An 11,913-nucleotide genomic window follows, 5' to 3' on the forward strand; every position below is an offset into this window, starting at 1 on the left:
CGCTAGTGTTATTTCAAAAGGAATCTCCAACCCCGATCAGATGATCAAGGCCGGGGATGTCAACATATCTGGCGTTGACTTTTGGCACGCTGTTGAGTTCTCAAGGAACGGACGCTTCCTTCGTAGCCACTTCCGTGGCCCCTCCGGGCTTCGTTCTTTCGTGTTTCAAGCTTATCAGATGATTTCCGCTCCGATTTTCCGGAGTTCATCGTTCCGACTTGCTCTTGCCGCCCCTCTCGGCGCGACTCCGGAACTGTACGGGTAGCGGCCCGCCACAAGCAAATCGCCTCGTCCGGCATTCTGGGGGCCGAGCTGAGGGAGGAAACCGCCATGAACATGGTCAAGCAGCTGAGCAGGGCTCTGGGGGCCACACACACCCACACCACCGACGAATCGGACGGCTGGCACCGACTGCTTCTCACCACCGAACCGGGCCCGCCCCCGGTGCTCGACCTGCTGCTCCCGCCCGCCGGCACCCCGCTGCACCGCATCGCCGTTCTCCTGCCCGGCGGCGGTCTGAACGTGCGCGCGAACTTCGGCACCGCACACCACGGGCGCAGCCTGGCCCGCTTCCTCACCGAGAACGGGTACCTCGTCCTCGGCATCACCCCGCGCGAGGACGCCCTGACCCCGGAAACCGAGCAGCACGGCCCGCCCTGCGCCGGCTGGGGCCTGGCCGCCCACCGCCGGGACGCCGAAACGGTGCTCACCGCACTCCCGCAGGCGCTCGGCCTGCCGTACGAACTCTTCGGCCACTCCGCCGGCGCCGCGCTCGCCCTCGACCTCGCCGCCCGGCCGACGAACCGGGCGCAGCGGGTCGTGGTGCTGGACACCACAGGCCCCTACGACCCGCAGGCCGAACCCGAGCTCGCCACCCGCGCTGCCGAGCTGGCCACCGCCATGGACGAGCGGCTGACCCGTGGCGAGGTCCTGGTGGACCCCGGTCTGAAGGGCCTGTTCGCCCGCGCCGGCGCCGACCCCACCGGCGACAGCCCGTTCCCGCGCCCCGACCGCCCCGGGACGGTCTTCACCCATCTCGGTCTGCTGCACTACGCGCTGACCCACACCGCTGAGCTGCCCGGTCCGGCGAACTGGATCTACCACCGCGGTCACAGCAGTGGCAGCTACGCGTTCGGTGCGACGGCCGCCGACGACCGGTTCGCGCTCCGGCACACGCCGCTCGCGGTCTGGCAGCGGGTGATCGCCGAGCTGGGCAGCGGGGTGCAGCCCACCGCACTGCTGCGCGACCTGGCCGCGGTCTGGGGCGGTCGCGGCGAGGTGCACCGGATCGACTGGGCGGCGATCGAGGCCCCGGTGGTCTGGGTGAACACCGAGCTCGGCCGCGGCGACCACGACCTCGGAGCCCGGCTGATCCGCGCGGGCGGCACGCCGGTCGACTACCGGGTGCTCCCGGGCTACGGCCACGGCGACCTGCTCTGGGGCGTCGACGCCGAGCACGAGGTGTGGGCGACCCTGCTCTGACGGCCACCCAGCTCCGACGGCCCCCAGCGCCGACGCGAAACGACCGGCGGCCGGCCCCGAGCACCCCGCTCGGGACCGGCCGCCGTCAGCCGTGCCAGTTGTCCGCCGTGCCAGTTGTCAGCCGAACCGGCAGCGCCTCAGGCGCCGCGGCCCATCTCCTCGGCGATCGCCGCCGCGAAGGCGTCGATGTCCGCCTCCGTGGTGTCGAACGCGGTCATCCAGCGCACCTCGCCGGTGTGCTCGTCCCAGAAGTAGAAGCGGTAACGCTTCTGCAGCCGCTCGCTGACCTCGCGCGGCAGGATCGCGAAGACCGCGTTGGCCTGCACCGGGCGGACCAGCTGCACGCCCTCGACCGCCTCGACCGCGGTGGCCAGTCGCTGGGCCATCGCATTGGCGTGCCCGGCGTTGCGCAGCCAGAGGTCGCCCGCCAGCAGCGCCTCGAACTGCACCGAGACGAAGCGCATCTTCGAGGCGAGCTGCATCGACATCTTGCGCAGGTACTTGATGTTGCGGACCTTGGCCGGGTTGAGCACCACCACGACCTCGCCGGCCAGCAGGCCGTTCTTGGTGCCGCCGAAGGAGAGCACGTCGACGCCCGCGTCGGTGGTGAACTCCTTGAACGGCACGCCCAGCGAGGCGGCCGCGTTGGCCAGCCGGGAGCCGTCCATGTGGACGAGCATGCCGCGCTCGTGCGCGTGCTCGCAGATCGCCCGGACCTCCTCGGCGGTGTACAGGGTGCCGAGCTCGGTGCTCTGGGTGATGGAGACGGCCAGCGGGGCGGCCCGGTGCTCGTCGTCCCAGCCGTAGGCCTGCCGGTCGATCAGCTCGGGGGTGAGCTTGCCGTCCGGGGTGGGGACGATGTGCAGCTTGATCCCGGCCACCTTCTCCGGGGCGCCGCACTCGTCGACGTTGATGTGCGCGCTCTCGGCGGCGATCACCGCGCCCCAGCGCGGCAGCAGTGCCTGGAGCGCGACCACGTTGGCGCCGGTGCCGTTGAAGACCGGGTAGGCCTCGGTCTGCTCGCCGAAGTGCTGCTTGAAGATCGACTGCAGGTGCTCGGTGTACTGGTCCTCGCCGTAGGCGACCTGGTGGCCGCCGTTGGCCAGCGCTATCGCGGCGAGGACCTCCGGGTGGACCCCGGCGTAGTTGTCGCTGGCGAAGCCGCGCGAGGCGGGGTCGTGCCGCCGCTGCGCGTCCGTGCCGGCGGGGTTGGTGCTCATCGGGCTGTCAGCCACAGGTGCTGTCCGTTCAGTTCTGCTGCGGGGCGGTCCCAGAGGGCCGCCAGGTGGTCGGCGAGGTCGGCGGTGTCGGTGAAGCCGGCGAACTTCGCCTCCGGCTTCTCGGCCCGCATCTCGGGCGAGACCAGTGCCTTGATCACCAGGATGACAGCCGCCGCGGTGGGGGCGCCGTCCGCGTCGGTGGTCTCCTTCAGGAAGGAGTTGGCCATCGCCAGGGTCCAGGCCTCGGTGGCCGCCTTCGCCGCGGCGTAGGCGGCGCCGCCCGCGGTGGGCTTGTGCGCGGCGGCCGCACCGATCATCGCGTAGCGGCCGGCCGGGCTGCGCAGCAGCGCGGGCTGGAAGGCGAGCGAGGTGTGCTGGAGGGTGCGCACCACGGTGTCGTGCAGGAAGTCCCAGTCGTCGAGCCGGGAGTCGTGGAAGGTCTTGCTGCCGCGCCAGCCGCCGACCAGGTGGAGCAGGCCGTCGACGTGGCCGTGCTCGGCCTCCAGGTGGTCGGCCCAGTCGTGGACCTCCTGCGGGTCGAGCAGGTCGATGACCTGCCCGGTGATCTTCGCGCCGGGCACCGAGCTGCGGACCCGGTCGACCAGTGCGTCCAGCCGCTGCTGGTCGATGTCGGCGGCGACCACGGTGGCACCGTCCGCGGCGAGGCGGCGCACGGTGGCCTGGCCGGCCGGGCCGCTGGCGCCGGCGACCGCGATGACCTTCGAGTCGAGGCTGCTCACGCGGCCACCTCCTGGGTGCTGGTGCCGGTGATGCCGGCGGTGGCGGCGATCACGCCGGAGAGCTTCTTGGCCAGGGCCTCGTAGAACATGCTGAGCGGGAACTCGTCGGGGTGGACCGCGTCGCACAGCGCCTTGTTCAGCGCCTTGCCGTCCAGGTCCAGCGGGAGTGCCTCGGCGCCCTTGGCCCAGGTGGAGGCCGGGTGCGGGGTGAGGTACTCGGAGACGAGCTGGTAGGCGGCGATCCAGTGGGCGGTCTTCGGGCGGTCGATGCCGGCCCGGTAGAGCGCCTCGATCTCGCCGCAGAGCGCGTTGGTGACCTCGGCGACCCGCGACCAGTCGATGGTCAGGCGGTTGTCGCGCCAGCGCAGCGCGTCGTGCTGGTGCAGGTAGGCGAAGAGCAGCTGGCCGCCCATGCCGTCGTAGTTGCGCACCCGGCCGCCGGTGACCGGGAAGCGGAACAGGCGGTCGAAGAGGATCGCGTACTGGACGTCGCGGCCCTGCTCGTAGCCCTCGGCCTCCAGCCGGACCGCCTCCTTGAAGGCGGTCAGGTCGCAGCGCAGCTCCTCCAGGCCGTACATCCAGAACGGGCTGCGCTGCTTGATCATGAAGGGGTCGAACGGCAGGTCGCCGTGGCTGTGGGTGCGGTCGTGCACCAGGTCCCAGAGGACGAAGGTCTGCTGGGCGCGGGCCTGGTCGGAGATCAGCCCGGCGGCGTCCTGCGGGATCTCCAGGCCGAGGAGCTCGACGGCCGAGGTGGAGACGGCACGGAAGCGGGCGGCCTCGCGGTCGCAGAAGATGCCGCCCCAGGTGAAGCGCTCGGGGGCCTTGCGGACGGCGACGGTCTCCGGGAAGAGCACCGCGGAGTTGGTGTCGTAGCCGGCCGTGAAGTCGGTGAAGGTGATCGGCACGAACATCGGGTTGTCGAAGCGGGTGCGCTCCAGCTCGGCCAGCCAGTCGGGCCAGACCACCTGGAGGAGGACGGCCTCCAGGTTGCGGTCGGGGTTGCCGTTCTGGGTGTACATCGGGAAGACGACGAGGTGGCCGAGGCCGTCGACGCGCTGGTCGGCGGGCTGGAAGGCGAGCAGCGAGTCGAGGAAGTCGGGCTCGCGGTAGCCCGTCTCGGCCCACTTGCGCAGGTCGGCCTGGACGGTGGTCAGGTACTGCGCGTCGTGCGGGAAGAGCGGCGCGAGCTCCTGGATCGACGCCAGGACGGTGTCGAGCAGCGGGTCGACGCTGGAGCGCTGGACGGCGGAGAGGTCGATCGAGCCGTCCTTCGACTGCAGCGGACGCAGCGCCTCGACGGCCTGCTTCAGCCGCAACCACGCCGGGTGGTCGGCCGCGGGCGACGCCGGAAGGTCGGCTGTCACAGCGAGGTTCGACGAAAGATTCTGCATGAGAGACCTGCTTCGACAGAAGTTATTGAATCAAGGACACGATAAGGACGAAAGGTTCTCCTGTTCAAGGGGGGGCGGGTGAGAGAAACTCCGCGCCACGGGGCGGCTGCTCTCCGTCCGCCCTGCGCCCGCCCGCCGGACACCTGGCCGCGGGCCCGGTCGAACGTCCGGTCGGGGCCGGCGGGGGCGGCCGCCGACGCCGGTACTGGTGGCCCCACCAGGCACGACCCTGCCCGGGCCGCCCACGGGCCCGCCACCCGAGCACCGCCAGTCGGCCCTGCCCGGCGCGGTCACCGGCGCGCGCCGATCGCCGTCGGCTTCAACTCACCTCAGTGCGCCCCACCGCGCGCCCTGCTGTCGCCCGGTGGCGGTGGGTGAGGGTGGTAACAGCCTCGCGGGTGCGACGTCACCGCGGGCCGGTGAGGGGGATCGATGCCCGGACCGACCGTGCTCAGCTGGCTGCTGGCGCTGCTCACCACCACGACCGGCGGGCTCTGCCTGCTGCGCCTCTACCGCTCCCCCGGGCCGGTGGGGCGCTCGCACGGCCGCGGGTCGGACGCCGCCGAGGCCGTGATGGCGCTGGGCACCGCCGCGATGATCATGCTGGACGGCCGGCTGCCCGCGCCGCTCTGGGTCGCCGGCTTCGGGGTGCTGGGCGCCCTCTCGCTCTGCGCGGCCGGCGGCCGGGCCGCGGCGGGCCGGCGGGCGCACCGGCTGCACCACGCGGTCGGGGCCGCGGCGATGGCCTACATGGCGCTGGCGATGGCCGGTGGCCCGGCCCGGGAGCAGCATCCGGGGATGGTGATGCCGATGGGGCTGCCGGTGCTGACCGGGCTGTTGCTGGTGTACTTCGGCTGCTACGCGCTCTGGTCGGGCAGCCGCCTGCTCACCGCCACCGGGCACGGCTCCCCGGCGCTCGGCGGGGCGCTCCCCCAGGCCTGCCGACTGGCCATGGGCGTCGGCATGTTCGCGATGCTGCTGGCCCTTTGACGGCCCGCCCGCGGGCGGCGTGGTGGTCTTGGTCACTGCCCGGGGCGAGTAGGTTCCGCAGCGTGCGGTCAGGGCCTACATTGGGCCGAAGCGTTCGGTCACGCCTGCCTGGGGGGACCTACTGCCATGGCTGCCCTGTTCGGCCTGTTGCTGCTCGGCGCGCTGCTCGCCACCGCCGGCCCCCACCTGCTGACCAGGGCCGGCTGGGTCGAACGCGAACCGGTGCTGGCGCTGCTGGTCTGGCAGTGCCTGGTGATCGCCGTGCTGCTCTGCTGCGTGCTCAGCCTGCTGCTGGCCGTCTCGGCCGCGCTGCCCGAGGTGCGCGGGCTGCTCTTCACCGGGGCGCCGCACGGGGTGGAGCACGCCTACGGCCTGGCCGGCGCCGAGGGCTGGGGGCGGTTCTGTGCCGCGCTGCTGGCGCTCGGTGGGCTGCGCACCGCGCTGTCGCTGGCCCGCGAGGTCCGCGCCGCCCGCCTGCTGCGCGACCACCGGCACGCCGAACTCTCGCACCGGGCTCCCGAGTTGCCGGACGGCATCGGCGACCAGCCGACCCGCAGGGAGCGGCTGGTGGTACTGGAGAACGTCCGGCCGGAGGCCTGGTCGCTGCCCGGCCCGCAGTCCCGCCTGGTGGTCACCACCGGCGCGCTCAGCCGGTTGACCGACCGCGAGCTGGCCGCCGTGCTGAGCCACGAGCGCGGGCACGTCCGGGCCCGGCACCACTGGCTGGCGCAGGGCGCGCAGGCGCTGGCGGCGGGCTTCCCGGGGGTCGGGGTGTTCAGCGCGTTCCGCGACCAGGTGGGCGAGCTGGTCGAGCTGGCGGCGGACGACCGGGCCGCGCGCCGGCACGGGCGGCTGACCACGGCCCACGCGATGGTCGAACTCAACCTCGAGCGCGGGGTGTACGGAACCTGTCCGGGGCAGCAGGCGCAGTCGCCGCGCCGGGTGGACCGGCTGCTCGTCGGGGCGCCCCGACTGCCGGTGCTGAGCCGGCTGCGGCTGACCGCCGCGGCGCTGGCGGCGCCGGCCACGGTACTGCTGCTCGCGCTGCTCCCGGGGCTCAGCGCGCTCTGTCGGGCCTGAGCCGACCCGGGCCCGGCTGGACGGTCGGAGCCCGGCCCGGCCGGACGGTCGGAACGGCCGGGAAGCTCAGGAACAGCCGGGCAGGCCGCCGCTGAGGGTGCGGGCGAGCACCTCGCGGTGCACCGGGCGGGCCGACCGGTAGCGCTCACGGCCGCCCTCGGTGAGCCGCACGTAGATCCCGCGCCGGTCCAGCTCGCACATCGAGCGCTCCAGCAGGCCGGCCTTCTCCAGCCGGCCGATCAGCCGGGAGAGCGCGCTCTGACTCAGGTGCACCTTCTCGGCGAGCTCCTGCACCCGTAGGTCCGCCGGCGCCTCGGCCAGCCGCTCCAGGACCTCGAAGTCGCTCATCCCGAGCCCGGCGTGCTCGCCCAGCTCGCGGTCGAGGGCGCAGGCGGCCGCCGCGTGGCGGGCCAGCAGGTCGCGCCACTCGGAGACCAGGGCAGCCGTCTCGGCAGGCTCTTGCTCGGACACCCCGCCACGCTATCACATGCACGAGAACTAGTTGAGTTCACACTATATTTACTTGCATTGGATGCATGTGCATGTAGTCTCCTGTCCATGATCCCAGCGAAGCCATCGACCCCCGAGACCCCGGCACCGCGCCCGGCCGCGACCACCGCCCGGCGCACCCCCGCCCCGGCCGCCACGCCCGCGGCTGCCGACCCGAACCACTGGAGCCCCCAGCTCTGGGGCGCCCTGATCGTGCTCTGCGCCGCGCTCTTCCTGGACGCGCTGGACGTCTCGATGGTCGGCGTCGCACTGCCCTCGATCGGCTCCGACCTCAAGCTCTCCACCTCCGCGCTGCAGTGGGTGGTCTCCGGCTACGTGCTCGGCTACGGCGGCCTGCTGCTGCTCGGCGGCCGGGCGGCCGACCTGCTCGGGCGCCGCCGGGTCTTCCTGGTCGCCCTCGCGGTCTTCGCCGCCGCCTCGCTGCTCGGCGGCGTGGTGGACGACGGCGGGCTGCTCATCGGCGCCCGCTTCCTCAAGGGCGCCAGCGCCGCGTTCACCGCCCCCGCGGCGCTGTCGATCATCACCACCACCTTCCCGGAGGGCCCGGCCCGCAACAAGGCGCTGTCGATCTTCACCACCTGCGGCGCCAGCGGGTACTCGCTCGGGCTGGTGCTCAGCGGCCTGCTCACCTCGGTGGGCTGGCGCTGGACCTTCCTGATGCCGGTCCCGGTGGCCCTGGCGGCGCTGCTGATCGCCGTCCGGCTGCTCCCGAAGCACCCGCACCAGCGGCAGGGCGGCGGCTACGACGTGGCCGGCGCGGTCACCGGCACCGGCGCGCTGCTGCTGCTCGTCTACACCGTCACCGAGGCGCAGGGCGCCGGCTGGGCGAGCCTGCGCACCGTCGGCTCGCTGGCCGTGGTGGTGCTGCTGGGCGCGGTCTTCCTGCTGATCGAGCAGCGCGCCGCGCACCCGCTGGTGCGGCTCGGCATCTTCCGCAACGGCAACGTGGCCCGGGCCAACCTGGCCGCCTTCGCCCTGATGGGCTCCTACGCCGGCTTCCAGTTCACCGTCGCGCTCTACCTGCAGCGGGTGCTGAACTGGTCGGCCCTGGAGATGGGCTTCGCGCTGCTGCCGGCCGGCGCGGTGGTCGCCCTGTCGGCGACCCGGATGGGCGCGATCGTGGACCGGTTCGGCACCGGGCGGCTGCTGCCGCTGGGCAGCCTGGCGATGGTGCTCGGCTACCTGCTCTTCCTGCGGCTGGGCACGCACAGCGGCTTCCTCGCCCTGGTGCTGCCGAGCATGGTGCTGCTGGGGATCGGGTTCGCGCTCTTCTACCCGTCGGCGAACATCGCCGCCACCAACGGCGTGGCCGACGAGGAGCAGGGGCTGGCCTCCGGCCTGGTGAACACCGCGATGCAGATCGGCAACGCCCTGGTGCTCGCGGTGACCACCGCGGTGATCACCGCCGGGAGCCACGGCGGCACCGACACGGCGGCCCAACTGGACGGCTACCGGCCCGGGTTGGTGCTGGTCACCGGGGTCGCCCTGGTGGGTCTGCTGATCACCGCGATCGGCGCCCTGCTGGACCGGCGACGTGCCGGGACGCAGCCCGAGGTGCCCGACTACGATTACCGTCGGGTCGACGCCGAGGCGACCCTGGGGGAGAAGGTCTGACCGGTCGGCCACGCCGCGACCGACGTCCGTCCACCCGCCCACCGGCCGGCGAACTCCGCCGCCCGGTGGGCGCCGGTCTCACCAGTCCCCCGTTCTGGTGAGACCGACACCGGTTCCGTACCGGCCGACGCCCGCCTTCGCCTCGGGCGTCGCCCGCCGGCCGCCCCCGGGCGACAAATATATTGGCCCGGAGTCAACCAAACGTACGGAGCTGACACGATGGCACCTCGCGGGGAATCGGTCAACGAGGAGATGCGGCTGCGGTCCCGCCGGCGGCTGATGCGGGCCACCGTCGAACTCGTCGACCAGCACGGATACGCCGCGACCACGCTGGCCGACATCGCCGAGCGCGCCGGCCTCGCGCGCGGCCTGGTGTCCTACTACTTCGACGGCAAACGACTCCTGATGCAGGCGGCGACCCACCGGCTGATGCACCTGGAGCTGGCCGCCGCACTGGCCGAGCAGTCCGCCGACGCCAGCCCGCAGGCCCGACTGGCGGCCGTCATCGACGCGGTGCTCCAGCTGGCCCTGGACCACCCGCGGGTGATGCGCTCGCACCTGGCGCTGATCCTCGACCCGGACGTCGGCGACTTCGTCCAGGACCCCGAGCAGCAGCAGTTGGGCGCGATCCTGCGCGAGGTGCTGGCGGACTGGGGCGCCGAGGAGCCGATCGCCGAGCACGCGGTGCTGCGCAGTGCGCTGATGGGCGCCTGCATCGGCCTGCTGCTGCCGGGCGCGCAGACCCCGCTGCCGCCGATCCGGGCCGACCTGTTCGCCCGCTACTCGCTGCCCTGGGAGCTCGGTCGCCCGCCGCAGGCCGAGGCACCGCCGCGCCCGCACTGGGTGCCGCAGGAGGCCGCGCCGCGCTAGCGCTCCCGCCCGACGCTCGGGGCGCCCCGCCGCGGGTTCAGCTCTCCGCGAGGATCGAGGAGAGCAGCTCGACGGTCCGCTCGGGCGTCAGGCTGTCCACGCAGAGCCGCTCCATGACCTGCACGTAGGCGTCCACGTCGTCGCGCTTGTCGAGGTAGAGCGCGCTGGTGAGCTGCTCCAGGTAGACCACGTCGGCCAGGTCCTGCTCGGGGAAGCGCAGGATGCTGAACGCACCGCTCTCCCCCGCGTGCGCGCCGAACCGGAACGGCATCACCTGGATCACCACGTTGGGCTGCTCCGCGGCCTCGATCAGGTGCTGGAGCTGGCCGCGCATCACCTTCGGCCCGCCCACCGGGCGGCGCAGCGCCGCCTCGTCGATCACCGCCCAGAGCCGGGGCCCCTGGCTCTGGGTCAGCAGCTTCTGCCGGCGCAGCCGCAGCCCGACCAGCCGCTCGATCTCCTCGTCGCTGAGCACCGGGCGGCTCTGCCCGAAGACCGCGCGGGCGTAGTCCTCGGACTGCAGCAGCCCAGGGATGAACTGCACCTCGTAGGTGCGGATCAGCGACGCGGCCTCCTCCAGGCCGACGTAGGTCTGGAACCAGCCCGGCAGCACGTCGCTGAAGCTGTGCCACCAGCCGGACTTGTTGGCCTCCCGGACCAGGCCGAGCAGCGACTCGCGCTCCTCGCCGTCGGTGACGCCGTACAGGCTCAACAGGTCGGCGACGTCGCGCTCCTTGAAGCTGACCCGACCGAGCTCCATGCGGCTGATCTTGGACTCGGAGGCCCGGATCGCGTAACCGGCGTCCTCGCGCGTGATGTTCCGGCTCTCCCGCAGACGGCGCAGCTGGGAGCCGAGGAGGATCCGGCGCACCATGGAACCGCCGCCGGGCTGCGCTGTGGTCATTGCCGTGGGAACCTCCGCTTCGGGAAACAGCGCACAGTCTGCCATCAGTTGGCCGCTCACAGTGCCGGTAGCAGCAGAAGGATCTATCAATTTTGCATCGGCACGTCCATCAGCACGTCCATCGGCACGTTCCGCTGCACGTGCATCCGGCGCCTGCATATGCCAATCGGCCGACTGCACGTGAATCGACTCTTGCATCTGCCGGGAGCGCAGAGCACGATGGTGCACGTGCAGTTGCACGCCCCTTGGACATCCCCGCGGGCTTCGTTGTCGACCGTGCTCATCCGGCTCGTTCGGAGCCCGGTCGGTCAGGACGAGGGCGGCGCGGCCGAGCGAGTCGGAGGTGACCGGCATGACCCCGCCGGGTCCAGCCGTGTCCGCCCCCTTATGGGAGGAGCTCTTCATGGGCACCGGTGCGGCCCTGGCCGTCGATCCTGACGTCGTCACCTGTACGCTCGCCCCCCGCTACGACGCGGTGAAGACCGCCCGTGACTTCACCCGGAGCACGCTGAACCGCTGGGACCTGGACGGTCTCTTCGACGACGTCGCGCTGGTCGCCTCGGAGCTGGTCACCAACGCCCTGCGCCACGCGATCGGCCGGCCGGTCGCGGCCGACCTGCCGGGTGGCTTCCCGGTGCAGGCCACCGGCGCCCGCGCCCTGGAGCCCGCCGACGGCCGGCTGCCGATCCGGATCAGCCTGGTGCACCGGGGTCCGCAGGTGGTCTGCGCCGTGAGCGATCCGAGCTGCGCCGGGCCGGTGACCCGGGAGGCCGACTTCGTGGCCGAGTCGGGCCGCGGGCTGCACCTGGTCGACTCCTTCAGCCGCTCCTGGGGCTGGCACCCGCTGGCCTCCGGCGCCGGCAAGGTGGTCTGGGCCCTGTTCCAGACCGAGGAGCCGCAGGCCAACGCCGCGCCGCTGCTCGCCGATGCCAGGTCATCGGCCCCGACCGTCACTCCCGGGCGCCACCGCCGCTCCGCCTAGGCCGCGCCGGGACGCCCACGAGAGCCCCGGACCGATGCCCCCGCTCCGGACGCCGCGCACGCGCGCGGCGTTCCGCCCCGCCCCCCGCGGCCAGCACCCGCGCCACCGCCCGTCCCGGCGGCCGACG

At 72.7% G+C, this 11,913-nt stretch carries 12 protein-coding genes; 7 read left to right on the forward strand and 5 right to left on the reverse strand.

The features are described 5' to 3' along the window. Nucleotides 1-265 (forward strand): hypothetical protein (locus ACQRUO_RS35520; protein WP_428320290.1); only part of this gene is annotated, 265 nt, incomplete at its 5' end. Between the two features lie 65 nt (nt 266-330). Beyond that, nucleotides 331-1,482 carry a thioesterase domain-containing protein gene (locus tag ACQRUO_RS35525; RefSeq protein ID WP_428320291.1) on the forward strand — a complete coding sequence of 384 codons (1,152 nt, stop codon included), beginning with the start codon at nt 331-333 and terminating at the stop codon, nt 1,480-1,482. Between the two features lie 137 nt (nt 1,483-1,619). Here the strand turns inward: ACQRUO_RS35525 and ACQRUO_RS35530 are convergent, their stop codons facing one another. Genes ACQRUO_RS35530 through ACQRUO_RS35540 form a run of 3 tightly spaced genes read right to left on the reverse strand, consistent with a single transcriptional unit; the run spans nt 1,620 to nt 4,836 of the window. Beyond that, the gene (locus tag ACQRUO_RS35530) at nt 1,620-2,702 is read right to left on the reverse strand and encodes a threonine aldolase family protein (protein ID WP_428320292.1); all 1,083 of its coding nucleotides are present in this window, start codon (nt 2,700-2,702) and stop codon (nt 1,620-1,622) included. Beyond that, nucleotides 2,699-3,442, reverse strand: a complete 744-nt coding sequence (locus tag ACQRUO_RS35535; protein WP_428320293.1) for an SDR family oxidoreductase — start codon at nt 3,440-3,442, stop codon at nt 2,699-2,701. Before ACQRUO_RS35535 ends, ACQRUO_RS35530 begins: the two co-directional genes overlap by 4 nt. Beyond that, complete coding sequence (locus ACQRUO_RS35540; RefSeq protein ID WP_428320294.1) at nt 3,439-4,836, reverse strand: DUF6421 family protein; 1,398 nt, start codon at nt 4,834-4,836, stop codon at nt 3,439-3,441. The genes ACQRUO_RS35535 and ACQRUO_RS35540 overlap by 4 nt, the downstream gene beginning before the upstream one ends. A 432-nt stretch (nt 4,837-5,268) precedes the next feature. Here ACQRUO_RS35540 and ACQRUO_RS35545 point away from each other — a divergent pair, with 432 nt between their 5' ends. Continuing rightward, nucleotides 5,269-5,826 (forward strand): DUF5134 domain-containing protein, encoded by a 558-nt coding sequence (locus tag ACQRUO_RS35545; RefSeq protein WP_428320295.1) that lies wholly within the window; start codon nt 5,269-5,271, stop codon nt 5,824-5,826. Nucleotides 5,827-5,952: 126 nt separating this feature from the next. Then, nucleotides 5,953-6,906: a M56 family metallopeptidase gene (locus tag ACQRUO_RS35550; RefSeq protein WP_428320296.1), complete on the forward strand. Its 954-nt coding sequence runs from the start codon at nt 5,953-5,955 to the stop codon at nt 6,904-6,906. A gap of 66 nt (nt 6,907-6,972) precedes the next feature. Here the strand turns inward: ACQRUO_RS35550 and ACQRUO_RS35555 are convergent, their stop codons facing one another. Beyond that, nucleotides 6,973-7,377 carry a MarR family transcriptional regulator gene (locus ACQRUO_RS35555; RefSeq protein WP_428320297.1) on the reverse strand — a complete coding sequence of 135 codons (405 nt, stop codon included), beginning with the start codon at nt 7,375-7,377 and terminating at the stop codon, nt 6,973-6,975. An 87-nt stretch (nt 7,378-7,464) separates the two neighbouring features. Here ACQRUO_RS35555 and ACQRUO_RS35560 point away from each other — a divergent pair, with 87 nt between their 5' ends. Both ACQRUO_RS35560 and ACQRUO_RS35565 read left to right on the forward strand, forming a co-directional pair. Next, complete coding sequence (locus ACQRUO_RS35560) at nt 7,465-9,030, forward strand: MFS transporter (protein ID WP_428320298.1); 1,566 nt, start codon at nt 7,465-7,467, stop codon at nt 9,028-9,030. Nucleotides 9,031-9,249: 219 nt separating this feature from the next. Next, complete coding sequence (locus tag ACQRUO_RS35565) at nt 9,250-9,900, forward strand: TetR/AcrR family transcriptional regulator (RefSeq protein WP_428320299.1); 651 nt, start codon at nt 9,250-9,252, stop codon at nt 9,898-9,900. 37 nt (nt 9,901-9,937) lie between these two features. Here the strand turns inward: ACQRUO_RS35565 and ACQRUO_RS35570 are convergent, their stop codons facing one another. After that, nucleotides 9,938-10,804 (reverse strand): helix-turn-helix domain-containing protein, encoded by an 867-nt coding sequence (locus tag ACQRUO_RS35570; protein ID WP_428320300.1) that lies wholly within the window; start codon nt 10,802-10,804, stop codon nt 9,938-9,940. Nucleotides 10,805-11,207: 403 nt separating this feature from the next. Here ACQRUO_RS35570 and ACQRUO_RS35575 point away from each other — a divergent pair, with 403 nt between their 5' ends. After that, a complete protein-coding gene (locus tag ACQRUO_RS35575; RefSeq protein ID WP_428320301.1) occupies nt 11,208-11,786 on the forward strand; it encodes an ATP-binding protein in 579 nt (192 codons plus the stop codon). Nucleotides 11,787-11,913: the final 127 nt, after the last annotated feature.

It is taken from the genome of Kitasatospora sp. LaBMicrA B282 (genome assembly GCF_050325825.1).
In the GTDB taxonomy this organism is placed as follows: Bacteria; Actinomycetota; Actinomycetes; order Streptomycetales; family Streptomycetaceae; genus Kitasatospora.